Here is a 26259-nt window from a genome sequence, read left to right on the forward strand (position 1 = left end):
ATAATTTATCGATTTAAAGTTTTAAATAACTAAATTATAATATATATTCTGACTTATGGAAACTTTTTATCACTCTTCTTCTATCAATAGTTACATTACCCTCTGAAATTAATTTAATAGCTTCTGGTAATGCCTTATGCTCTTCTATCAAAATTCTTTTTTGAAGAGTTTCTGCTGTATCCCCATCCTCAACATATACATGCTTTTGAATAATGATGCTTCCTGTATCTGTACCTTCATCTACAAAATGTACTGTACAGCCACTTATCTTAACTCCGTACTCTATGGCTTTTTCATGGACCTTTAACCCATACATTCCCTTTCCGCAAAAGGCTGGTATTAAGGATGGATGTATATTAATAATCCTATTTTTAAACTTCTTTATAATTTTTCCATTTAAAATTGATAAATATCCAGCAAGTACTATCAAATCTACCTTACCTTCTAAGGTTTCAAGTATTTTATCTGACAAAGCTTCTCCATATTCTTTTCTATCTAATATTAGCCCCCTAATATTATGTTTTTTAGCCCTTTCTAACCCTAAAACACCATTTCTATCACTTATAACAAATTCTATACTACAGTTAGTTAAGTATTTATTTTCTATGCTGTCTATTATAGACTGAAGATTGCTACCCCCTCCTGATATAAGTACAGCTATTTTAAACATACTCCTTTGCCTCCAACCTTCACATATCCTATCTTATAAGCCTTACTTCCCATTTTCTCTATATCACTTATAATATCTTTTACTTTATACTCATCAACACATAATACAAATCCTATCCCCATATTAAATGTATTATACATATGCTCTTCTTCTACTCCAAGCTCCATTAGATGCTTAAATATTGGAAGAACTTCAAAGCTTCCTTTATTTATTACAGCTGTAAAATCTCCCTTAAACATTCTTGGAATGTTCTCATAAAAACCGCCCCCAGTTATATTAGCCATTCCTTTAAGCTTATATCTCTTCATTAATTCTTGAATTATTTTTACATATATCTTAGTAGGTCTTAAAATTACATCACCTATTTTTTCTCCATTAAAGTCTTCTTCTAGATCAACAATAAGCTTTCTCACAAGTGAATAGCCATTACTGTGTAATCCTGAAGACTCTATTCCTATGAGTACATCTCCTTCTTTAATTCCACTTCCATCTATTATCTCATCTTTATCTACAATTCCAACACAAAAACCAGCTACATCATACTCACCAGTTTTATAAAAACCAGGCATTTCTGCTGTTTCTCCACCAATTAAAGCACAAGATGCCTCAAGACACCCATCACTAACTCCTTTAACTAAATCAGCTGCATTTTCAGCCTCTAATTTCCCACAAGCAATATAGTCAAGAAAAAATAGTGGCTTTGCCCCATGACATAGTACATCATTTACACACATAGCTACACAATCAATACCAACTGTATCGTACTTTTTCATATCAAAAGCTACCTTTAACTTTGTTCCAACTCCATCTGTACCCGATACCAATACAGGCTTATTGTATTTTGGTAGTTCATACATGCCTGCAAAACTTCCTAAACTGTTAAGTACACTAGAATTAAAAGTTCTTGCTGCATGTTCCTTCATTAAATTGACTGCTTTATAACCTTCTTCTATATTTACGCCCGCCTCTTTATAAGTTGCCATAACTATCCCTACCTCTCTAAATAATCCTTGGAGTTTTCAATAGGTGCCGATATAGGATATTCTCCATTAAAACACCCTAAACAAAAGCCTTCTTTACCTTGTAATGTATTAAGTAATCCATCCATACTCAAATACCCAAGACTATCTGCTCCTATAAAATCTCTAATTTCATCTATAGTCATTTGCGACCCAACAAGTTCTTTTCTATAAGGTGTATCAATACCAAAATAGCATGGATACTTTACAACTGGAGAAGATACTCTAAAATGAATTTCTTTAGCACCTGCTCTTCGTAAAATTTCTACTAATCTTCTACTTGTAGTACCTCTAACTATAGAGTCATCTATTATTACTACTCTTTTTCCTTCTACGTTAACTTTAAGTGCATTAAGTTTTACAGATACTGCTTGTTCTCTTAGCTTTTGACTTGGAGATATAAAAGTTCTTCCTACATATCTATTCTTAATTAACCCTATACCAAAAGGAATTCCTGAAGCTTTTGCATAGCCTACTGCTGCTGGAACTCCTGAATCTGGAACCCCAATTACTATATCAGCTTCCGCTGGGACTTCTTTAAATAGCTGTTCTCCTGCTGCAAGTCTTGCATTGTAAACATTTATACCATCCATGATGCTATCTGGTCTTGCAAAATATATATATTCAAAAGAACAAGTCATGCATTTCGTCTTTTCCGCAAACTGTATAGACTTTATTCCATCCTCATCTATTATTACAATTTCACCTGGTGCTACATCTCTTACAAATTCTGCTCCTACAGCATCTAAAGCACAGCTCTCGGAGCACATAATATAATCTTCCCTGATCTTACCTATGCACATAGGTCTTATGCCATTAGGATCTCTTACTCCTATTAGTTTATTTTCTGTTAACATAGTTATAGCATAGGAACCTTTAACAGCTTGAATAGCATCAACTACAGCCTGTTCTAGTCCTTTTTTAGCATTTCTCGCAATAAGATTTAATATAACCTCTGAATCAATAGATGTTTGAAATAACACTCCTGTATCTTCTAAAAGCTCTCTTATTATATCTGCATTAACTAAATTTCCATTATGAGCAATAGCAATTGAACCTAACTTAAACTTACTTAAAAGTGGTTGAGCATTTTCAGCCTTGCTAGCCCCTGTTGTAGAGTACCTAACATGTCCTATAGCTGCTTTACCTTTCATATTACTTAAAATAGTTTCATCAAAAATATCTGACACTAATCCCATATCTTTATGACAAATTAGCCCTTCACTATCCGAAACCGCTATTCCTGCACTTTCTTGTCCTCTATGCTGAAGTGCATATAGTCCATAATAAGTAATACTTGCTACGTCAAGTCCACTCTTAGAATAGATTCCGAACACTCCACACTCCTCTTTAAATTTATCCTGTTCAATTTTATTCATGGCATCCTCCATATTACTACTTAACATTAGAAATTCTGTTTAGTATTTCTGTATAAGCCTCTTCTACGCTTCCTAAATCTCTTCTAAATCTATCCTTGTCTAACTTTTCATTTGTCTTTGCATCCCAAAATCTACAAGTATCTGGTGATATTTCATCAGCTAAAATTATTTCTCCTTTGTATCTTCCAAACTCTATCTTAAAATCAATAAGTCTAATATTTTGTCTTGCAAAGAAATCTTTAAGTATATTGTTTATATTTGAAGTAATACTATACATCTCTTCTAATTCATCAAAAGAAACAAGTCCTAATGCAACTGCATGATAATCGTTTATTAGTGGGTCTCCAAGTTTATCATCTTTATAACAAATTTCAAATATTGTAGTTTTAAGATCTTTTCCTTCTTCGATTCCAAGTCTTTTAGCCATACTTCCAGCAGCTACATTTCTTACTATAACTTCAAGTGGTACAATCTCTACTTTTTTACAAAGCTGTTCTCTATCGTTTAATTTTTTTATAAAATGTGTCTTTATTCCTTTATTATTAAGCATTTCAAATATAGCCGAAGTAATACTATTATTAAGTATACCTTTTTTATCTATTTCAGATTTTTTAGCACCATTAAATGCTGTAGCATCATCTTTATAATACACAACTACATTGTCCTTATCCTCAGCCGTAAATATTTTTTTAGCTTTTCCTTCATATAACATTACTTTTTCCATATTAAAATTCAACCCCCTTTGGATATAAATCTTTTAAAAATTATTTATATAAAAACAAAACTACCATTAGACTTTGAGCAAATCCGATGGTAGAAAAAGTACTCCATAGTACTAAGCATAATAATTAGATATTATTACACCTCTACAAAGATTCACTCATAGACAAGAAATTTTCGGTTCCTCGTAGAAACTCCTAAACCATATTATTAGGATTATATGAATGAGTATATTCGATTAAGTATGGTTAAATGTTACCACTTTCAGCTTAATACGTCAATACATTTTTACTCTTTTTTAAATATAATATTCGTTTTATATGAACTATATATATAATTATTTACGTATAACATTCGTATCATAACGAACATTTGTGTTTTTTAAAATTCAGCAACATAAATAATAAAGCTAAGTTTCAGTCGCAAAACTATAAAAAATAAGATAGGCTTGTTAAACACTTAACAGCCTATCTTATTAACTAACGCCATATTTAATTATGCTCATTATTTTTCTTTCTGCCTCTGTTAACATTTCTATATTTACGTTATTTAAAGAAAAAATGATGTTTGATGCAATTGCAAAATCACTATAATTGCAGTTACCGGCTCTCTCTCCAATACCTCCAAATGTACAATCAACATATTCACTTCCAGCCTTTACTGCTGCAATAGAGTTTGCTATAGCCATACCAAAATCATTGTGAGCATGTATTTCTATATCTATATCTACTTTTTCTTTTATAAGCTTAATTTCTTCATAAATTTTAGCGGGATATAATATGCCTACCGTATCTGCATATCTTACTCTTGAAGCTCCCTCTTCTAAAGCTGTCTTGCTTAATTCTACCAAAAATCCTAAATCAGCTCTTGATGCATCTTCGAAACCTAAAGTCACTTCAAAATTGTTTTCTTTTGCATAGCTTACACATCTTTTCATATTGTAAATAACCCAATTTCTACTCTTCTTCAGCTTAGAATTAATGTGAATATCTGATGAAGGTACTGTTATGTGTATAATATCTACTCCACATTCTACAGAGTGTTTAATATCATCAATGTTCATCCTATTCCATGCTGAAACCTTACTTTTCAAGTTTAATTCCATGATTTTCTGTAAGCTCTTTTTTTCTTCCCCACCCATAGAAGGTATACCTGCTTCTATTTGATATGTCCCTATACTATCAAGAATTTTTGCAATCTCAATTTTATCTTCTATTTTTAATGCAATTCCCGCTTTTTGCTCACCATCTCTTAGAGTTGTATCTACAATTTTTATATTCATAGGACTCACCCTCTATTCTTGTCTATATTATACTTTAGCTATTGTATTTATTTTCTTTAACTATTAAATATTAAGCATATGGATTAACTCCTCATCCATTACTTCTCCTCTATTTTGTATACTTATATTTCTGATTTTCTCTAATACTGATTGTATATCTATTTTTCTATAATCTAGATTAAGTTCTATAAGTTTACTTATAATAGATTTAGATCCGGAATGTTTTCCAATAATCATCTTTCTGTTTTGTCCAACCTCTTTTGGATCGTAAGGCTCATAAGTAATAGGATTTTTATCTATTCCATCAGCATGAATACCTGACTCATATTTAAATATATCTTCACCTATTACAGATTTGATGGTTGATACATCTTCATTTGTAATCTTTCTGTAAAAATTATATAATTCAGATAATAACAATGTTTTCCCTTCAATATCATATCCTTTAATAATTTTCAAAGCTAAAATGACCTCTTCTAGAGCTGCAAATTTATGAGGAGCGCCTTTACCTGTAAATGATAACGTTACTGAATCTGCATCACTTTCAAGTGCTGCTAAAGCTACCGCTGTAGCCATATATAATTTATTTTCTGGACATACATCTAATTTTACATTTAACTTCTCTTTAATTATTCTAATTGTATCTTTTAATTCATCTAGAATACTTCTACTTATTCCTTGAATTCTTAAATAATTTTCTTTATTCAAATCTGTGATTTTTTTTATCATTATAAACTTTTGAATCTCACTATTTTCAAAAATAAAATTTTCCTCATTTATTGTTGCTAAATCCTCTAATTTAATTTCAAAAATAATTTGTTTTTTACTAAGCTCTTTTATATGCTCTAGTTTAGCATTGAAAAACTCACTTATTCCCATTACAATGAAATCAAACTTATTTTTTATACAAATTCTTATATCTTCGTCATCTTTAATTCTATATAAAAACTTCATTTTTTCCGGAAGTTTACCTACTCTTTTATATACCTCTTTATCAATTTCTATATAGTCAATTCCTATTTCATTTAAAAGGTAACAGAAGTATAGTATGTCTTTTCTACTAATATATCTTCTATTTTTTAACATTTCAGGAATTGTTCTATCTATAATATTTTTCTTATTTCCATTAATAAATAATGACATATTTATCACTCCCAATACTATCCTGTATTTTGTTCCTTTAAGAATACTCTTATAATTACTAAAATAACAAAAGTAATTATATACAATATCATTGAAAAAGAGGCTGCCATCTTAATATCACTTTGCATAAGTGTATATATTTGCAAAGGCATAGTTCTTGTTTTGTTTAACACATTGCCTGCAAACATCATAGTTGCTCCAAACTCACCTAGTGCCCTTATCCACCCTAGCATTAGCCCTGACACTAATGACTTCTTAAGCATAGGTAAGATAACAAATACTATTGTTTGTACTTTATTTGCTCCGCAAATATAAGCTGCTTCAAAAATTTCCTTCGGAACTAATTCTACTCCATTTCTTAGAATCCTCACATAAAAAGCTGCTGAAACAAAAAATTGAGCAATTATAACTGCATAAGGAGTAAAAATTATATTTAAATTATGTGCATTTAAAAATCCACCTATAAATGAATTTGTGCCAAAAGTTAGTATTAGTCCTATCCCAGCGACTGCTGGTGGTAACACAATGGGGATTTCTAAAATAATATCTAAAACTTTAACTACCTTATTGTTTTTTATCTCTTTTAAATAAAATACTGTAGGAGTTCCTAATATAAAAGTAAATATAATTGCAACAAAAGACGTTATCATACTTAACTTTATAGCTCCCAAATTGTCAGCACTTTCTATACTCTTCATTATGTTTTCTATTCCTGAAAACTTTCCTAATGATACAATAGGAGCTATTAGTAAAAGTATATATATCAATGTTATAATTGATATTATAGGTAGGAATACTTTATCTGAATTAAAGCTAAAACGTAACTTCTTATTATGCAAAGTATAATAAGCTTTATTTTTCTTAACTGCTAATTCACTTGATTGCTTTATTTCTAACATATCCCTACCTCCTTTTTCTCTACTCTACAATAAATCCATGTTTCTTTAATATTTCTTTTCCATATCCATTAGTTGTATAGTCTACAAATACTTCTGCTAATTCTTTTTTTGTAGATGTACTAACAATACCTAAATAGTATTCAGTTTTTAACTTCTTAAATTCTTCAAATTCTATTATTTCTAAAGCATGTCTATTTGCATCATTTACATCTGTTTTGTAGACTATTCCCACATCCCCTTCCCCTAGTAAGACTTTGCTTACTACATCTTTAACACTTAACTCATTGCTTTTTACATTCCCTATGATTCTATATCTTTCTTCTTCTGTAAGGTTATTTTCAATTATAGAATTATCTAAAGCAGTATAAAAATATGAACCTACTGGTACGGTTTTATCTCCCACAATAAGCTTTACTTCAGAATTCCCTAAGTCTTTTAAACTTTTAATCTCTACTTTTGATTTAATGTTTTTACATGCTACTAGGATATTTTTAGCGAATATCTTATCTTTAGCAAGCATTCCTTTTTCATTTAATCTATCAATATATTTAACATTTGCGGAAGCGAATACATCTACTTTCGCTCCCGCTTCAATTGATGTAACCAAACTTTGACTTCCTGCAAAATTTAATACTACATCTATATTCTTTTCTTCCTTAATTTTTTTTGCAATTTCCGTATAACTTTCTGATAAACTTGCTGCAGCTGAGACTGTTATTTCTTTCTTATTATCTCCACAACCTAATAGATAAGTGGCACTAAAAATTATAGTTATAACAAGAAACATGAGCCTAGAAATTTTTTTAATGCTTTTTATATTCATTTATATCATCTACCTTTAAATTTTAAGTCTTTCTACTACCTTGCCATTTTCTATATGAGACTCCATTATTTCTTCTGCATCATTCGCTGTTACTGCTCCATACCAAACTCCTTCAGGATATACAACAACTATGGGTCCTTGATTACATATCCCAAAGCAACCTGTATTAGTAATCATAACTTCCCCACCTAAATCTCTGTCCTCAATCTCTTCCATAAATGTAGTAATAATGTCTACAGCTCCTTTTGTGTGACAGAATCCCTTTTGCTGTCCATTTATTCTACAACTTGCACATACAAAAATATGGTGTTTTAAAGAAATCATAATCTTCCACTCCTTAATATATTATTTTTTTAATTTATCTTACCTAAATAGTTTATTTTAATATTAACTTGCTTCTAACAACTTTACTGCCTTTTCTATTCCTTTATTTATTCCTTCATACATCTGAAATATCTTAATTCCATGGCTTTCTAACTTCTTTACAGGCTCAAAACCTACTCTTAATACAAGGACTGCATTACAGTCTTCAACAGTTCTTATTATTTTTGCAATTTTATCATCATGTTCATCACATTCTTCAATACCTGTACAATATTTGCTTACATTTCTTTTCTCAATAAATTTTGCTTCTCCTTCTAAATAATCATATATATAGAATTCTTCAGCATGTCCAAAATGTTGGTCTATATTCATTCCGCTTTTAGATGAAATTGCAAACTTGTATTTTTTCTTCTCTTCTACTTTTTTTGATATTTCTTTCTCTTTATCATCAACAATATTAACTTCCTTACTTTCTCCACAGGACTTACTTCCACATCCTATATTTCTAAAATCTATTGAGCAATCATGAGAAAGCTTTCCTATGGCATCAGCTCTACATTGTTTGCAGTGATACATTTGTTTTAAATCTATCTGACATTTTTTTCTCATCTCATTTAATTCAACATTACTTACAAGTGGCATATTCTCGAATTTACTTCCTGATGCAGGAATCATTTGCATTATATTTGTCATGAAAGCTCCACATTCTTTAACTTTTTTGACCACTTCTGGAATGTCTTTATCATTAACATCCTTTACCATAACTATATTAACTTTACATAGTACACCTTTAGATGATAGATACTTAAGTCCTGCTAATTGATTATTTAGAAGAACAATAGCTCCTTCTTCGCCTTTTAATGTATTTCCTAAGTAGTCTATTTCTCTATATAATTTTGCTCCTACTTTAGGATCCAGGGTATTAATTGTAATTGTTACGTGAGAAATTCCAAGTTTTATTATTTCATTTGCATAGAAAGGAAGCATTAAGCCATTAGTAGATAAACAGAATATTGTATTCGGTGATTCCTTTTTGATTAGTTCAATAGATTTTTTAGTTTCTTCAAAATTTGCTAAAGCATCTCCTGGTCCTGCAATTCCAACAACAGTCATATTACTTATTTTATCTTTTACTACTTTAAATTTTTCAAGAGCTTCTTTTGGTGTTAATATTTCACTTGTAACTCCTGGTCTACTTTCATTTACACAATCAAATTTTCTATTACAGTAATTACACTTAATGTTGCATTTAGGTGCTACTGGTATATGCATTCTTGCATACTCATGAGCATTTTCGCTATAACATGGATGAAATTTAGTTTTATCTTCAATTGTCTTTATATTATCTTCCTCAATAATCATAGTATCTTCCTCCGTTACTACTGATTTATTAAAATAACTATCATAGGCAACCTTCCTAAAAGTTTTTTCATTATTTTCAATTATAGAATTAGCTACCCCATCTATTAAGTTCATAGATCCTACATATCCTGTAAATACTTGCCTTTGAGCTCCTATCCTATCGTGTATTGGAAATCCAATGCGCAAAAGGTATATTCCTAACTTTTCTTCAATCCTTCTACCATCTGAGTTACCAATCATAATATTTGCATTGAGTTCTTTTGCATACTCCTCAATAGTTTGAAAATCAGTATCATCAAGTATTATAGTTTTTTCAAAAAGATTCTTAATCTTATTATCTAAATATTTTTTTAAAAGTGCATTTTTTGAACCAGTAGCAATTAGAACAGGTTTAATTCCATTCTCTAAGCACACATCTGTTACAGCTGCAATAAGCTCTGGTTCTCCATAAATTACAGCTCTTGCTTCACCGTTATATTTATGTGAGTCTATCATTGCATCTAGGTATCTACCTCTCTGCTTTATATATTTTTCTGGAATAGCCATTCCAGTTATTTTCGAAATTATATTTAAAAATTCATCAGTATTCTTAATTCCTATAGGAGTAGCACACCTATAAAGAGGAACTCCATATTTTTTTTCTAAATACTTTCCAGGTGAGTATACCTCTTCAACAGTTACTCCCATTTCAATAGTTGCAATTGCACCTGCCATTTTTCTTATATCTTCAAACTTAGTTCCACCTTCCGGTATCCTATTATACTGTTTTGAATAGGTTGCATCTAAAGTCTCTGATACATCTGGCAGCAATATATAATCTACATTAAAATCATCTAGTATTTCTTTAATATTTCTTATATCTCCAGGATTTAAATTACTACAAATAACATTTACTTTTTCATTTGGTTCTGATAAATCTGACAATTTTTCAACTAATCTAGTTAAAGTTCTATAATAACCTTCTGCTTGTGTTCCTCCATATCCAGGTGTTGGTATTGTAACAATCTTTAAGGTCTTAAATTCCTCATCCTTTGATACCTCTTCATAAAATTCAGCTACAATTCTTTCAATATCTTCTCCTATTGTCTCAGCAAGACAAGTGGTTAATACACCTATTACTTCCGGATTATATAGTTGTACAATATTCCTTATACCTTTTTTTAAATTTTTTGCACCTCCATAAACTGTACCCTCTTCTGTTAGGGAGGAAGATGCAATATCTATAGGCTCATTATAATGTGTTGCCATATGTCTTCTGATATAAGTACTACAGCCTTGAGAACCATGTAAAATCACCATAGAATTTTCTATTCCTTTTAAAGCCATTACACCTCCCATAGGCATACACATCTTACATGGATTAACATTCATATTTACAAAATTCTTAGTTTTCATTACCTCCACCTCCTTATATTAAAGCATGCTCCATATTGGACTATTCATTGTTAAGTCGATTTCTTTAGCAAAATTAATAGCTCCTTCAAAACCACAAAGAGGAATTTTCCTTTCATGATTGTGATCGCAAAATCCTATTCCAAGTTTATATGCAAGAGGTCTTTCCTTAACTCCTCCTACAAGAATATCTGCATCCTTTTCTAAAATAAACTTTTCTAATTCATAAGGATTAGAATCATCTAATATAATAGTTCCTTCATCAGTTATACTCTGTATAATTTCATAATCATCTTTCTTTCCTGTTTGAGTTCCTACCATAATAGTTTTTATTCCAAGTTCCTTAAACTGCTTTATTAATGATATAGCCTTAAAGCCTCCACCAACATATATTGCTGCCTTTCTACCCTCTAGCCTTCCTTTATAAAGATCCAGTTTATTACTTAACTTTCTTTCTTCTTTTTCAATTAATATTTTTGTATTTTCTATTATTCTTTCATTGCCAGTAGCTTCCGCAATCATCATCAATGATAATCTTGTATCTTCTACTCCGAAAAAGCTTATTTTTATATAAGGTATATCATATAAACTTTCCATATTTTTTGCTAGATATGTCATAGACCCAGCACACTGAACTATATTTAGCTTTGCTTTAGGTGCATCCATTATCTCTTCGCATCTTCCATCACCTGTTATCTTTGCAACTACATTAATACCCATTTCCTTTAAATAGTTATTTATTATCCACATCTCTCCAGCTAAATTAAAGTCTCCTAAAATGTTAACTCCATCAACTTTTTCTTTTTTTTCATTTCCCATAAGACTTATTAATGCATTACAGGCAGCCTTGTAACCCATTGATTTATTACCTGCAAAGCCCGGAGATTTTACTGAGATTACTCTGATAGAATGTTTCTTTTCTGCATTCTTGCAAACACTATCAACATCATCTCCTATAACTCCTACTATACAGGTGGAATATACAAATATAACTTTTGGACAAAATTTTTCAGCAATTTCATCTATAGCAGCAGATAATTTTTTTTCTCCACCAAATATCACATCATTTTCTCTAATATCTGTTGAAAAGCTATTTCTATATGTTTCCGGTCCGCTAGTAAGACTTCCTCTTATATCCCATGTATAGCTAGCACATCCAATTGGTCCATGAACAATATGAAAAGCATCTGTTATTGGATTTAATACTACTCTTGCACCACAGTATACACAGGCTCTTTGACTAACTGATCCTGCAACACTATCTTTATCACAATTTATCCCTACTTCTCCAGCTTTTGAGTTAGAACAAACAAAGTCCTTTCTTTCCTCAATGAGTGTTACATTGTTTATTGTTTCATATTTTGAATTTATACTAGTTCCACTATCAAAACTTTTCATACTATCAACTCCCTCTACACATAATTTAGCTATTAATTCCTAAACTTTATTCACTGTATAACCTTATTTAAATTGTGTGATAGAATAAATCGCAAGTGTTAAGGGATACTCGGATTTATCCTATCACAGTATATGAATTTAATCAGGGGTCACTAATTTAGATAAATCTTTAATATCTTTTTACATTACCAATTCTAAGTCTTCATCTTCACAATCTCTATCAATCCTATCCATGATTGCATTTCCAATCATTTCAACTAATCTTATAGCTCCTTTATATCCTGTAGTCGGGAAAAATTGGTGAGCAAATCTATCTAAGATCGGGAAACCAAATCTTATGAAAGGAATATCTTCTGCTTTAGCTATATATTTGCTGTAGGTTGTTCCTATTAATACATCAACTGGCTCATTTTTAATCCATTGATGTAACTCAAATAGGTCTGCTGAATTTTTAACTTTGCAGCCTGTAATTCCCGCTTTATCAAGCATTGTTTGAATAATCTTATCAAACTTATTTCCTGGCGTTCCAGTTATAACATATTTAGGAATCATACCTAAACTTATTACAAATTCTGTTAAGCTTATTACTGTATCTGGATCTCCTGATATAGCTACTTTCTTTCCAAAGAAGTAAGAATGACTATCTAACATTAAGTCAACTAATTGACCTCTTTCTTCTTCTAATTCATAAGGCACTTCTTTACCAGTTATTTTAGATAACTCTGAAACAAATTTGTCAGTAGCATCAATTCCTATAGGAATGTTTAACACTTCCATAGGTACCTTACATTTCTTTTCTAATTCTATACCAGCATCTTCAGATGAGAATTGTCCTAAAGCAAATGTAAATTTTGAATTTCCTGCATCAATTATATCTTCTATCTTAGTTCCACCCTTTGGATACATTTCAAATGTACCTGTCATTGGTGAATCAAGAACTCCACTAGTATCTGGAAGCATTGTGAATGGTATATCCATTGCACTTAATATACTCTTAATTCCTCTCATATCCCCTGGTCCTATATATCCTGGTAAAATATTAACTTTGCCATTTGGAACACCAGTATTTTTAGAAAGATATGTTACTGCACCTTTAACCATACTTGAAAAACCGGTAATATGAGAACCAACATAACTTGGTGTATTAGCGTGAATAACGTATTTCCCTTCTGGAATCTCATCCTTGGCTTGAGTTATGATAGTTGTCATATCATCCCCAATAGTTTCTGAAAGACAAGTTGTGTGTACAGCTAACATATCTGGTTCATATATTGAGAAAACATTTTTTACAGATGTTTTAAGATTACTTCCACCTCCGAAAACTGAAGCTCCTTCTGTAAATGAGCTTGTAGATGCCATTACTGGATCTTTATAAGCTCTTGTAATTTGCATTCTATGGAAAGAGCAGCAACCTTGTGAGCCATGGCTGTGTGGTAAACATTTATGAATACCTAAAGCAGCATACATAGCACCTATTGGTTGACAAGTTTTAGCAGGATTTACTCTTAATGCTTTTCTTTCATATAATTCTTTTGGAGTTTTATCTAACATGCCGCTTCCCCCTTTTCTAGAGATTCTATAGTTCCTTCAATTAAAGGTTCTGTCTTCCATGGTGGTGTTACATACTTCCATGCTGGAGTATAAATACCAGCTACAACATCTCTACCAAAGATAACAGATCCCTTAAATCCAGCATACGGTCCTGAGTAATCATAAGAATGAAGCTGCTTTGACATTACTCCCATTCTTTGAACTGCATACTTGTCTTTTATTCCTGAGAAGAACATATCTGGTTTAAGGATTTTTATAAATGCTTCTGTTTCATAGTGATTTAAATCATCTATTATAACAGCATTTTCTGGAGATTCTTTAATTATTCCATCGTAGTAGCTTAAAGGAATTTCCTTTTTCAATTTTTCATATCTTTCTTCAGATAAAACAACTCTGAACTTTTCTTCATCTTTTTCAACTTTTAATTCTTCAATATTTTTGCTATCTGCATCTAGTTTTATAAATGGTATAACTTCTCTTCCTTCATAGTCATCTCTATGAGCAAACTCATATCCAGAAATCACTGTTTCTACACCAAAGCTCTTAAGAAGATTTTGATAGTGGTGTGATCTTGATCCACCAACATATAAGAAAGCAGTTTTTCCTTCAAGTCTTTCCTTAAAGTACTCTAATTCTCCTTGGATTGCAGATAATTCTTCTGCAATTACTTCTTCAGTTCTCTTTGTTAGTTCAGGATCATCAAAGAACTTAGCCATATCTCTTAAGGTTTGTACAGTTGCATCGATTCCTATAAAGTTAACTTTAATCCATGGTGTTCCATATTTTGTTTCTATCATTTCTGCAATATAGTTTATAGATCTATGACATTGAACTAAATTAACCTCTGCTTTATGTGCATCTCTGATATTATCAAGAGATTCATCTCCTGTTAATGTAGCAACAACGTTATATCCTATTTTCTTTAATACTCTATCTATCTCCCAAGTATCTCCACCTATGTTATACTCACCTAGAAGGTTAATGTTATAACGTGTAGTAATTTCTCTAGTTCCATTTCCAATAACATCTCTTATAAATTTGTTATTAGCTATATGGTGACCTGCTGATTGACTTACACCTTTATATCCTTCACAGTTAAAGGCTAAAACTTGAATACCATATTCTTTTTCAGCTTGTGCAGCTACTGCATTGATATCATCACCAATAAGACCTACAGGACATGTTGAGCTTATAGATATAGCTTGAGGATTAAATAAATCCATAGCTTCTTTAATAGCTTGTTTAAGTTTCTTTTCTCCACCGAAAACTATATCACTCTCTTGCATATCTGTTGAAAAACAATATTCTACAAAGTTATCTTGTCCCTTTTCAGCTTTTGCTTTATTTCTTCTTGTTCCCCATGTATAATAAGCACAGCCTATTGGTCCATGAACTATGTGAACCATGTCTTTTATAGGTCCAACAACAACACCCTTACATCCTGCAAAACAACAACCTCTGTTAGTTATAATTCCAGGAATCGTTCTTGTATTTGCTTCTATTTCCGGTACTGTATCACCATCTTTTACAATGATGTGTTTTTTTCTATTTTTAAAGGTCTTAGCAGGATATTTCTCTAAAACTTTATCAACTATATTCTTCACATCTTTCACCTCACTCTGAATTTATAAAGCTATTTCATTTAGTTCTCCTGTTCTAATTCTTACAACCTCAGGAACATTTGTTATAAATATTTTTCCATCTCCAGGATTTCCAGTCATATTTGTATCAACTATAACTTTAACTACATGATCAACATCGCCATCATTTACAACAACTGATATCATTCTTTTAGGTAAAAGCTTTTGTGTTTCCATTATTTCACCAACTAAATTTGATGAAACTAAATCTTCTGATTCTATTATTCCTTTAACTATCGAAAAGTCTACCTTTTTCTTCCCTCTACCCATAACCTTTCTGCAATAGAAAGATGGTATTCCTTCTTTTAATAAGGCATCCTTTGTTTTATTTACCATATTCATACGAATAATCGCCATAACCTCTTTCATAATATTTCCCTCCTATAGTCCTTTAGTATTAGAACTAATAGTATAAGCTTCTTGAACCTCAGTTACGAATATTTTTCCATCTCCAAAGGCGCCTTTTTCTCCGGTTTTAGCATTTCTAGAGATTATACTTATTACGTCATCCTTATCTGTTGAGGAATTAACAACTAACATTAACATTTCTTTTGGGATTTCATCATAATAAATCTCTCCTACCTTTACGCCTCTTTGTTTACCTCTTCCAACTATATCTATTTTAGTTACTGCTGGGAAACCTGCATCACTTAATTCTGAAAGAACAGTTGCAACTCTCTCTGGTCTTATAATAGCTCTAATCATTAACATACTATTGAACCTCCTAATCATTCTTGATATAATTGACTTATGTGTTTTTTTTAATACTGTATTACAAGTTAGGATGTACTTCTCATGCCTGCTAAACTGAGAGGTACGTCCTTTCACTTATATAATTTCTCAAATCAAAATCTCCTACTTTATATTTAATCTACATATCAAATAATCCATATTCCATTAATATTTCTTCAAGTCTTTCTTGACTCATAGGTGTTGGAACAACAAACATTTTATTGTCATCAATTGCTTTTGCAAGAGTTCTATATTCATCTGCTTGATTTTCTTCTGGTGAAAATTCTATTACTGTTTTCTTATTTATTTCTGCTCTTTGTACTTGATTGTCACGTGGTACAAAGTGTATTAATTGACTTCCTAATTCTTTAGCAAATGCAGTTAAAAGATCTAACTCTCTATCAACTTTTCTACTGTTACAGATGATTCCACCAAGTCTAACTCCACCTGTATTAGCATATTTTTGAATACCTTTTGCAATATTATTAGCTGCATACATGGCCATCATTTCACCACTTGCAACAATATAGATTTCTTGAGCCTTTCCTTCACGAATAGGCATTGCAAATCCTCCACATACAACGTCTCCTAATACATCATAAAAAACATAATCTAAATCTGATTCATAAGCTCCTAAATTTTCAAGCATATTAATTGATGTAATTATACCTCTACCAGCACATCCAACTCCTGGTTCTGGACCACCTGATTCAACACACTTTATTCCACCAAATCCTGGTTTTAAAATTGAATCAAGTTCAATATCATCTCCTTCATCTCTGAGAGTATCTAAAACTGTTTTTTGTGCAAGTCCCCCTAAAAGCAATCTTGTAGAATCTGCTTTTGGATCACATCCTACTATCATTATTTTTTTTCCCATTTCAGCTAAACCAGCAGTTAAGTTTTGAGTTGTGGTAGATTTACCTATACCACCTTTTCCATAAATCGCTACTTGTCTCATTAAAATCATCCTCCCATTAATAAAAATTAGATTTTGTAATTTGTAAAATAATAGTTACTTTACCTATGTGTTCATCATTTAGAAAATTTAAATTTTTAACTTATTGATAATATATCATCAATTTAATAATTTATCAATGGTTTTTTTAATAAATTATCAATTATTTTTTTAATTAATTATTAATATGTTAATAATTTCGATGTGTTTTTATTGATTTATCAACAGATTAAACGTTGTCATATTATTATGAAAATGTTTTATAATTTTATAGTATTTAGGTAATCATATTATCTATACAATTTAAAATTCTATAAAAAAAGGACTATACAGAAAGCGAGATTTCACTTTCCATATAGTCCTTTTTAATAATATATTCTATAATATAATTTTCAAAAATTATGCTGCTTCACTTCTTTTTATTTCTTTAAAATACGCTTTTGTTTCACTTACTATAATTCCACTTAAACCTACTAGTGCTATAAGATTCGGTATTGCCATTAGTCCATTTACTATATCTGCAAGAATCCAAACTAATTCTAATTTCAAGAAAGCTCCTACAGCAACTAAAGCTATATAAGTTATTCTATAAGGCATAATACCCTTAACACCAAATAAATAAGTTGCGCATCTTTCTCCATAGTAATTCCAACCTAGTATTGTTGTAAATGCAAAGAATATAAGTCCAATTGTTACAATTAGTTCACCAACAAGAGGCATTGATGATAGCCCTGTTCTAAATGCTGCGTTAGTCATAGCAGCACCTTTCAAATCTGAGTTCCATACTCCAGTAGAGATTAATACAAGTCCAGTCATAGTACAAATAACTATAGTATCAAAGAAAGTACCAGTCATAGATATAAGTCCTTGACGTACACAAGACTTTGTCTTTGCCGCTGCTGCTGCAATCGGTGCACTACCAAGTCCTGATTCATTTGAGAATACCCCTCTTGCTACACCACTTCTCATAGCTAACATGATTCCTGCTCCAGCAAAGCCTCCAACTGCTGCTGTTGTAGTGAATGCTCCATCTATTACCATTTTAATTGTTTCTGGTAATGCTCCTCTGTTAGCAATTAATATGGCTACTGAACCTAAAATATAGAATAAAGCCATAAATGGAACTACCTTTTCCGATACAGCTGATATACTCTTAATTCCACCTAAGGTTACTAAGGCTACTAGTACTGCAATCACTAAGGCAGTTGATACTATAGGAATATTAAATGTTATCTTTACTCCTTCAGTTATAGCATTTACCTGTGGAAATATTCCTATTCCAAAGAAAGCTACAGCTACTCCAAAGATAGCAAACAATTTTGCAAGCCACTTGTTTCCAAGCCCTCTTTCTATATAATACATTGGTCCTCCAGCCATTTGACCATTGTCATCAACTACCCTAAACTTTATTGCAAGAAGTCCTTCTGCATATTTTGTAGCCATTCCAAAAAAGGCTGCCATCCACATCCAAAATAATGCTCCTGGTCCCCCAACCTTAATTGCAGTTGCAACCCCTACTATGTTTCCTGTTCCTATAGTTGCTGAAAGTGCTGTACAAAGCGCTCCAAAACTTGATACATCCCCTTCTTCTTCTAATTCTTCATCTTTTCCAAAAACATACTTTAAAGATAATGGTAATTTAAAGATTTGTAATAGACCGAGTCTGATAGTTAAATATATACCTGTACCTACCAATAAAATTAATAATGGTGGTCCCCATACAAAATTATCGACATCGTTAAAAAACTTTACTACATTTGACATGTTAGCATCCTCCTATGATGTGTTTTTTTGCGGAGGAGAATATGAATTATTTAAATGAATGGTAAATAATCCTATCCTCTGTCCTTTTACCTGAGAGTTTCAATAGTTATTAGAATAACTATCTTTCTCCTTCGGTGCCCATTATGATGGGTCTCTCCAGAGGCTCGTCCAGTAACGGTCATCTGCTATAAATATAGCTACCTGAAAGCTTTACTTCTTCGGTGGATGGATGTCCATCTCTCTCCCATTACCTTCATCCGAACGCTTCTATTTTGTTTCCTAAGTTATTATAATAAAAAATGCATAATAATACAATACAAAATTTTAAAAAGTTAGAAATAAGCTAATTTCAAATATAAATACAGAAATCCAGTAACATTTAATGTTACTGGATTAGTAATATTTTAGACTAAATTACATATTGTTCAACTTTGGAACAAATTGAAATTTGTTAATGATCTTTATAACAGTATAAGTTAACACTACTTGTATTGGGAACATAATTATAGATTTAGTTATCCTTGGTCCTATTAATACACTTGCAGCTTTTCCTGTTATTATAGTTAACCAATAGGTGTTCATAAATAAATCTACACCTACTATTATAATTAAAACCGCTAAAGCAACTTTAATTATAGATATATTTTTCTTATAAAGCACTACTCCATACACAGCTCCAGATATAAATGCACTTAGCGTAAACCCTGGAAAATATGCTCCTTTTGGAAATATAATCATCCCAAGAATATCAGCTACGGCTGCCATTGTACCTGCTAAAAGCGGTCCAAATAGTACAGCTGCTAGGGCAATAGGAATAAATCCAAAGCCTATTCTTATAATGGGAGTTTGTATAGAGAGAAATCTTGTTAAGATTATCTCAAGTGCTAAGAGCATTGCCATATAAACTATCTTGTTAGTTTTATTCAAACTCTCCCCTCCTTTCTTTATTTGCAACATGCCAAAAAGAGGGTAATACACTTGTTCCCTTTAATGACAGCGGAATGCGGTAAATGTATCGCAAATGAATTCTCATCTTTCGTCAAGTGGACAACTTCCCGTTCCACTAGCACTTAACGCACAAATACCTACTCTGACTTTTATTGCAATATTTACTTTGCTTTATTATAATAAACAGTTTGACTTTTTACAAGACTATTATTTTATTATATGTTTAATCTATTAGTAGATTTCTTATTATTTTAATTGATAATCCTATATCTGTTTAGCTTTTTCAAATTTATCTACACCTATATGACAGTAGCCATTTGGATTCTTATCTAAATACTTTTGATGATATTCTTCTGCTAGATGATAATTTTTTAGTTGCATAACTTCTATTACAATAGGTTTATCATACTTTGTTTGAAGTTCTTTTATAGATTGATTTATAATTTCTTTATCATCATCATTTACATAATAAATTCCTGTACGATACTGCACACCTCTATCTCCACCCTGCCGATTAATTGATGTAGGATCAATTACGTCATAGTAAAGATTTAATATAACCTCAAGACTAATTTTCTGTGGATTATATAGAACTCTTACAGTTTCTGAATGACCTGTATTTCTATAGCATACTTCTTCATATGTAGGATTTTCTGTATTGCCATTTGCATAACCTACATCAGTATGCTCAATTCCCTTTATATTTGATAGATATTTTTCAGTTCCCCAAAAACATCCACCAGCAAGATATATTTCCTTAAGATATACTTTTTCTCCTGATTCCTCCAGACAAAACACATTATTAACTTTTTCTATTTTCATAAAATTAGCACCACCATTTGTGTGTTTATTTTAGCACATATTTCCTACAATCAATAAATCAGTCGGCTTACTTCCTTTAATTATCATTCTCATAATATTGTATTTTATTTTATCATATTTATTGAATATTACTTTAGCACTTTCTACATCATGATAAACTTTCCAGTAACCTATCATTTTACAAGTCTCATTAGGACAATCAACAAAAGTTATTACATCCTCTATAGGATATCCAAGAAATATTCCAATTTCATGAGGACACATATATTCAAATCTTTCCCCTAAAAGCTGAAGACACTCTTCTATACTCATTTTTTCATTATATCCAAATCTCTTTAAAAATTCCGTATTTTTATTATCACATATACTTATTCTAAGCTTTTCAATATTGTAAAATAGTACTGTAGTATTTGTTGTATCCTTTTTTAACTCAAAGTATTCAATCCCTAATCTCTCTTTCACTTCATTTTTATACTGATTCCATGTACTATTCAATTTTCTATTGTTATTATTAAAATTAATTAAAGAGGATGTCTTATGGTTCTTTATGGTTGGTCCTGCACTACATAGTATTACTGATAATAAATATTCTAAGTCATTATAATCATTTACAATTTGTAAAAATTTTCTTAGTTCTTCTATATTCATAAAACAACCTCCATTTTTCCGTCTTAAAATTCTCACTCTATAATATTTTACTTCTCACTTCATCAGAAGTTTACTTAATAGCTAACATCTATAATATCCTTTGCTTCAAGTGCTGTTACTAAACATTCAATGATGTGGTGATATATTTTTTTAAGCATTTGATATATCCTTAATAGAATTCTTTATATCATACTCCATATGAGTCCATGAGCGTTTAGAAAATATTAGCTTTACTCCAGACTTTTTAGATTCCTTTTTAATATTCCTCATTAATGCGTGCTCGATAAAATCAGTCAATACTAATACTATATCTGCATTAAATGGTATTTTTGTTTTTCTATCTCCATACTTTCTTCCACTTATATGCTGTATTTCCGAAAATCCAGTCTCTGATAATTTTTGAGTGATGCTACCTAGTTTATCTCCTCCTACAACTAAGATACTCATTATGACCCCTCTTTTCTAATATATTTTTATTATATCTACTATTCTATAATCTCAATTTATTATATTTGACATGTATACTTCTCATTATTATAATTAATATTGATATTCATTCTCATTTATTTCTCTAAAATAAATATACTACTTTTAGCTATACTTGTAAATACTTTTCTTTTATTTATTAATTAATTCTTTAAAGTCTACATACTTCCAGCATCATTTAATATTTACCAATTGTACACATATTACAAAAAATACAAAAGCACCAGGCATTAACCTGATGCTTTTCATATATGTGCGACTAAACCTATAAGCCGAGTTCTGTATTAAACGGTCATCTATCTAGGCCCATTGTTACCAATAGGCTCAAGCGATCTTACCCGAAGACAGGACGGGCAGCCCCAAACGTCTTCCTATTCGATCTTGCTCCAAGTGGGGTTTACATAGCCGCAAAGTCGCCATTGCGCTGGTGAGCTCTTACCTCGCCTTTCCACCCTTACCATAAGTCAAACTTATGGCGGTATATCTCTGTTGCACTTTCCTTAAAGTTGCCTCCACTGGGTATTACCCAGCACTCTGCCCTATGGAGCTCGGACTTTCCTCTCCTGCACATTATGCAGCAGCGACCATCTGGCTTACTCGCAAGATTTATATTAACATAGTGCAAAGTAAAAAGCAAATTAATTTTAAATCCATATGTGGGAACTTTTAATTTTTCTAGAATATTTTATAAGGATCCTTTGTAATATCAGATACAATAACAGAATTATTATAGCCTAATTCTTTAATACATTTTTGAAGATAGTCAGCAATATTCTTAAATGCTGGCCATTCTGATGCAAAATGTCCTGAATCTATTATTCCTATTCCTTCTTCCATATAATCAGAAACAAAGTGATAGGAGGTATCTCCTGTAATTATACAATCTGCACCCATTTTTTTAGCTAACTGAAAATAACTTTGCCCACTTCCATTTATCACTGCTACTTTATTAACTAACATATCCTCTTTTCCTGCATATCTTAAATATGAAAGTCCTAGTGAAGTTTTAACTCTGTTACACAATTCCTTTAAACTCATAGGTGTCTCTAAATTTGCAAGCCTTCCAATTCCGCTTTTAGTGTCACTAGCATCTCTGCTTTCCGAAAGTTCCATTGTAACATAATTATTGAAGTCTAATAGCTTCATAACTATATCATTAATTCCACCCTCTACAGAGTCTAAATTCGTATGTGCTGAATATAAATCTATATCATTTCTTATAAGTTGAATTATTTTTCTCCCTGTAAGTGTTTCTTCAGTTATAGATGAAGGCTTCTTAAATAGTAGAGGATGATGAGTAAAAATTAAGTTGCATTTTTTTTCTACCGCTTCTTCAATAACTTCAAGTGTACAATCTAAAGCTAAAAGTATATTTGTAACTTCTTTATTCAAATTCCCTACCATAAGCCCCACATTATCATAGCTCTCTTTTAGCTTAGTAGGTGATAACTTTTCAATTATATTTTTAATATCGGCTACGATTAAAGACATTTTAAAAGATCCTCCATTTTTTTTATCTTATCCCATATATACTGCTTTCTTTTTTCAGCAAGTTCCGTATCCTCAGATATATATTTTATAATATTATTGTATTTCTCTAGTTTGTATTCTATATACTTATTTAAAAGTGCATGTTTTTTTTCAACTAATTTTTCTCCAATTTCATAATATATATCTTCTACATCTCTAGGTTTTTCACTATATCTTACTTTTATTATCTCATAAAATTTATTATCATCTATACATAACTCTTCGTCGATTACCTCAAATCCCTTATCATATATATACCGTCTTAAAACTTCTGGGTTTTGAACCGGTTGAAATATGGCATAGTTAAGATTTTCAAAGACCTCTTTTTTATCTTCAATAATATCTCTAATTAAATTTCCACCCATACCAGCTATAATCGCACAATCAGCATCACCAGGCTTTAATGTGTTAAACCCTGACCCTAATTTACAGCATATTTTTGAATCTAATCCTTCCCTTCTGACATTCTCACTAGCCCTTTCTACAGGCCCTTTATTTATATCAGACGCTATTGCCTCTTTACATATTCCTTGTTTTATTAAATAAATAGGTAAGTAAGCATGATCGGTTCCTATATCAGCAACTACACCGCACTTGTCTACCATATTTGCAATTGTTTTAAGTCTTGTGCTTATATTCATATTATTTCTCCTATACTATGTATTGAAATATTGTCCTTAATTGAAGTAAGAAAAATACGAAAGATACAATAAATGATGCATATATATACATTTTTGCACTTTTTCTATCATATCTAGCATGAAAGTGAGAAGCATAATACATGCAAAATAATATTCCCATATTTAAAACCCCGTAAATCGTTTGCTTAAAGGCATACTGCTTGGCAGTTCCTATCTTTGAAGGTTCAAAGTTAGAATTTAAGCTCAAAGGCATGTTATTAGGAATAGAATCTTTTAAATATAGGATTAAAGGTGTAATTGTTGATAAAAATATCACTATACTTACAATTATAAATGGAATCATAAAACTTCTATCTTTATATAAATGCACCTCTGTATTCTCACTGTATTCCCAACTAAGAGGACTGATATTATATTCCCTTAAAGCTTCTGTAAACCTTTCCATTTCTTTAGGTGATATAGCATAACTTATATCTTTAGTTTTAAGGTAAATTATATTTATTCTGTTAGAAACAAATACTCTTGTAGTTCCAATTTCATCAATTACATATCTACCTAGTGCAAATCTGTTATTTCCCACTCCAATTAGTCTTATACCGCATATATCATCAGATTCTTTATATCCCTCTATAGTGTTAAGAGGGATTAATATCTTCTTTAATCCACCTAATTCTGTGATATATAAATTTTCATTATCCATAGTATACTTTAGGGTTAAAGATAACAATAAATAATAAATACCATATATATTAAAAACAATTAAAGAGATTTTAATTAAAGAAAGAACTACATAAACATCAATTAACCTCATTCCTAAAAAAATCAACAAATCAATAGCTAGAATAGAAAAAAATATAAATTGTGATCCCGTACCTTTTTTACACATAAAAGCTTTCATTTAATCACCTCTCTATAGTATTATATCATAAAAAAAGGGTATAGTTAAACTTTACCGTTAACCTTTACCCCTTCTAAATATAGTATTCTAGTCTAAATAATCTTTTAATTTCTTGCTTCTGCTTGGATGTCTTAGTTTTCTAAGTGCTTTTGCTTCAATCTGTCTTATTCTTTCTCTTGTTACATTAAATTCTTTTCCTACTTCTTCAAGGGTTCTAGCTCTGCCATCATCAAGACCAAATCTTAATCTTAATACTTTTTCTTCTCTAGGCGTAAGAGTATCTAAGACATTTATTAATTGCTCTTTTAACATCGTAAATGCTGCTGCTTCTGCTGGCGCTGGTGCATCATCATCTGGAATAAAATCTCCTAAATGACTATCTTCTTCTTCTCCTATAGGAGTTTCTAAAGATACTGGTTCTTGAGCTATTTTCATTATCTCTCGCACTTTATCTACAGGCATCTCCATTATTTCGCCTATCTCTTCTGGTTGTGGTTCCCGTCCTAATTCTTGGAGAAGCTGTCTTGATACTCTAATCAACTTATTTATAGTTTCAACCATGTGTACTGGTATTCTTATAGTTCTAGCTTGATCTGCAATTGCTCTTGTTATTGCCTGCCTTATCCACCAAGTTGCATAAGTACTAAATTTAAATCCTTTTCTATAATCAAACTTTTCAACTGCCTTAATAAGGCCTAGATTTCCTTCTTGAATTAAGTCTAGAAAGAGCATTCCACGACCAACATATCTTTTTGCAATACTAACAACTAATCTTAGATTAGCTTCTGCTAATTTTTTCTTAGCCGGCATATCTCCTGCTTCTATTTTATTTGCAAGTTCAATTTCTTCTTCTGATGATAGTAATGGAACTTTTCCTATCTCTTTTAAATACATTCTTACTGGGTCATCTATTGATATACCTTCTGGTACAGAAAGATCTATCATCTCTTCTTCTTCTATTTCAATATCTTTTATATCTCCAATAACTTCAATATCCATAGATTCAAGAACTGCATATATTTTCTCAATTTGTTCTGGGCTAAGTTCTACATTATCAAGTTCATCCATTATTTCTTTATAAGATAAACTTCCCTTTTTTTTGCCTTTATCTATAAGGTTTTTAATTATTTTCATCTTTTCACTATTATCTTTTGAACTATCATTCTTAGCAATACCATCTTTTGAATTTGTTTTTTTTATGTTTTCCGTCTTTTTTAAATCTCCAGACAT

The 26259-nt window shown here is 30.9% G+C and carries 25 protein-coding genes, 1 other RNA gene and 3 riboswitches; all 26 genes read right to left on the minus strand.

Annotated elements, in window-relative coordinates:
• Nucleotides 1–34: 34 nt before the first annotated feature.
• Nucleotides 35–670, minus strand: a complete 636-nt coding sequence (gene purN / locus ACX0KU_RS14180; protein ID WP_472990621.1) for a phosphoribosylglycinamide formyltransferase — start codon at nt 668–670, stop codon at nt 35–37.
• The gene (gene purM / locus ACX0KU_RS14185; protein WP_472990622.1) at nt 658–1653 is read right to left on the minus strand and encodes a phosphoribosylformylglycinamidine cyclo-ligase; all 996 of its coding nucleotides are present in this window, start codon (nt 1651–1653) and stop codon (nt 658–660) included. Before purM ends, purN begins: the two co-directional genes overlap by 13 nt.
• An 8-nt stretch (nt 1654–1661) precedes the next feature.
• Nucleotides 1662–3068, minus strand: coding sequence for an amidophosphoribosyltransferase (purF, locus tag ACX0KU_RS14190; protein WP_472990623.1), 1407 nt, complete (start codon nt 3066–3068; stop codon nt 1662–1664).
• 16 nt (nt 3069–3084) lie between these two features.
• Nucleotides 3085–3792 carry a phosphoribosylaminoimidazolesuccinocarboxamide synthase gene (purC, locus tag ACX0KU_RS14195; RefSeq protein WP_472990624.1) on the minus strand — a complete coding sequence of 236 codons (708 nt, stop codon included), beginning with the start codon at nt 3790–3792 and terminating at the stop codon, nt 3085–3087.
• Nucleotides 3793–3931: 139 nt separating this feature from the next.
• Nucleotides 3932–4032, minus strand: a riboswitch (purine riboswitch).
• A gap of 231 nt (nt 4033–4263) precedes the next feature.
• Entirely contained in the window at nt 4264–5070 is an 807-nt protein-coding gene (locus ACX0KU_RS14200; protein WP_472990625.1) for a beta/alpha barrel domain-containing protein, read from the minus strand.
• 63 nt (nt 5071–5133) lie between these two features.
• Complete coding sequence (locus tag ACX0KU_RS14205; protein ID WP_472990626.1) at nt 5134–6213, minus strand: homocitrate synthase/isopropylmalate synthase family protein; 1080 nt, start codon at nt 6211–6213, stop codon at nt 5134–5136.
• A 17-nt stretch (nt 6214–6230) separates the two neighbouring features.
• Entirely contained in the window at nt 6231–7112 is an 882-nt protein-coding gene (locus ACX0KU_RS14210; RefSeq protein ID WP_472990627.1) for an ABC transporter permease, read from the minus strand.
• 19 nt (nt 7113–7131) lie between these two features.
• Nucleotides 7132–7935 (minus strand): molybdate ABC transporter substrate-binding protein, encoded by an 804-nt coding sequence (gene modA / locus ACX0KU_RS14215; protein WP_472990628.1) that lies wholly within the window; start codon nt 7933–7935, stop codon nt 7132–7134.
• 15 nt (nt 7936–7950) lie between these two features.
• A complete protein-coding gene (locus ACX0KU_RS14220; RefSeq protein ID WP_472990629.1) occupies nt 7951–8259 on the minus strand; it encodes a 2Fe-2S ferredoxin in 309 nt (102 codons plus the stop codon).
• Nucleotides 8260–8322: 63 nt separating this feature from the next.
• Nucleotides 8323–11016 (minus strand): nitrogenase cofactor biosynthesis protein NifB, encoded by a 2694-nt coding sequence (gene nifB, locus ACX0KU_RS14225; protein WP_472990630.1) that lies wholly within the window; start codon nt 11014–11016, stop codon nt 8323–8325.
• Nucleotides 11017–11034: 18 nt separating this feature from the next.
• Nucleotides 11035–12411 (minus strand): nitrogenase iron-molybdenum cofactor biosynthesis protein NifE, encoded by a 1377-nt coding sequence (gene nifE, locus ACX0KU_RS14230; protein ID WP_472990631.1) that lies wholly within the window; start codon nt 12409–12411, stop codon nt 11035–11037.
• A 180-nt stretch (nt 12412–12591) separates the two neighbouring features.
• The gene (nifK, locus tag ACX0KU_RS14235; RefSeq protein WP_472990632.1) at nt 12592–13962 is read right to left on the minus strand and encodes a nitrogenase molybdenum-iron protein subunit beta; all 1371 of its coding nucleotides are present in this window, start codon (nt 13960–13962) and stop codon (nt 12592–12594) included.
• A complete protein-coding gene (gene nifD / locus ACX0KU_RS14240) occupies nt 13956–15566 on the minus strand; it encodes a nitrogenase molybdenum-iron protein alpha chain (protein ID WP_472990633.1) in 1611 nt (536 codons plus the stop codon). The genes nifK and nifD overlap by 7 nt, the downstream gene beginning before the upstream one ends.
• A gap of 21 nt (nt 15567–15587) precedes the next feature.
• Nucleotides 15588–15971 carry a P-II family nitrogen regulator gene (locus ACX0KU_RS14245; protein WP_472990634.1) on the minus strand — a complete coding sequence of 128 codons (384 nt, stop codon included), beginning with the start codon at nt 15969–15971 and terminating at the stop codon, nt 15588–15590.
• A 12-nt stretch (nt 15972–15983) separates the two neighbouring features.
• Nucleotides 15984–16313 (minus strand): P-II family nitrogen regulator, encoded by a 330-nt coding sequence (locus tag ACX0KU_RS14250; protein ID WP_472990635.1) that lies wholly within the window; start codon nt 16311–16313, stop codon nt 15984–15986.
• Between the two features lie 160 nt (nt 16314–16473).
• Nucleotides 16474–17295 carry a nitrogenase iron protein gene (gene nifH, locus ACX0KU_RS14255; protein WP_472990636.1) on the minus strand — a complete coding sequence of 274 codons (822 nt, stop codon included), beginning with the start codon at nt 17293–17295 and terminating at the stop codon, nt 16474–16476.
• Nucleotides 17296–17691: 396 nt separating this feature from the next.
• Nucleotides 17692–19056, minus strand: a complete 1365-nt coding sequence (locus ACX0KU_RS14260) for an alanine/glycine:cation symporter family protein (RefSeq protein WP_472990637.1) — start codon at nt 19054–19056, stop codon at nt 17692–17694.
• 68 nt (nt 19057–19124) lie between these two features.
• Nucleotides 19125–19226: riboswitch (glycine riboswitch) on the minus strand.
• Nucleotides 19227–19470: 244 nt separating this feature from the next.
• A complete protein-coding gene (locus ACX0KU_RS14265) occupies nt 19471–19983 on the minus strand; it encodes a folate family ECF transporter S component (RefSeq protein ID WP_472990638.1) in 513 nt (170 codons plus the stop codon).
• Nucleotides 19984–20048: 65 nt separating this feature from the next.
• Nucleotides 20049–20151, minus strand: a riboswitch (THF riboswitch).
• 117 nt (nt 20152–20268) lie between these two features.
• Nucleotides 20269–20826, minus strand: a complete 558-nt coding sequence (gene msrA, locus ACX0KU_RS14270; protein ID WP_472990639.1) for a peptide-methionine (S)-S-oxide reductase MsrA — start codon at nt 20824–20826, stop codon at nt 20269–20271.
• 30 nt (nt 20827–20856) lie between these two features.
• Entirely contained in the window at nt 20857–21474 is a 618-nt protein-coding gene (locus ACX0KU_RS14275; protein WP_472990640.1) for a DUF3793 family protein, read from the minus strand.
• Nucleotides 21475–21624: 150 nt separating this feature from the next.
• Nucleotides 21625–21921 (minus strand): DUF2325 domain-containing protein, encoded by a 297-nt coding sequence (locus ACX0KU_RS14280; protein ID WP_472990641.1) that lies wholly within the window; start codon nt 21919–21921, stop codon nt 21625–21627.
• Between the two features lie 291 nt (nt 21922–22212).
• Nucleotides 22213–22560: RNase P RNA component class A (rnpB, locus tag ACX0KU_RS14285), an RNA gene on the minus strand.
• Between the two features lie 75 nt (nt 22561–22635).
• Nucleotides 22636–23451 (minus strand): Nif3-like dinuclear metal center hexameric protein, encoded by an 816-nt coding sequence (locus ACX0KU_RS14290; protein ID WP_472990642.1) that lies wholly within the window; start codon nt 23449–23451, stop codon nt 22636–22638.
• Nucleotides 23442–24131, minus strand: a complete 690-nt coding sequence (locus tag ACX0KU_RS14295) for a tRNA (adenine(22)-N(1))-methyltransferase (RefSeq protein ID WP_472990643.1) — start codon at nt 24129–24131, stop codon at nt 23442–23444. The genes ACX0KU_RS14290 and ACX0KU_RS14295 overlap by 10 nt, the downstream gene beginning before the upstream one ends.
• A 10-nt stretch (nt 24132–24141) precedes the next feature.
• The gene (locus tag ACX0KU_RS14300) at nt 24142–25029 is read right to left on the minus strand and encodes a PH domain-containing protein (RefSeq protein WP_472990644.1); all 888 of its coding nucleotides are present in this window, start codon (nt 25027–25029) and stop codon (nt 24142–24144) included.
• A gap of 87 nt (nt 25030–25116) precedes the next feature.
• Nucleotides 25117–26259 (minus strand): RNA polymerase sigma factor RpoD, encoded by a 1143-nt coding sequence (gene rpoD, locus ACX0KU_RS14305; protein WP_472990645.1) that lies wholly within the window; start codon nt 26257–26259, stop codon nt 25117–25119.

The sequence above is a fragment of the Clostridium sp. X genome (assembly GCF_055755365.1).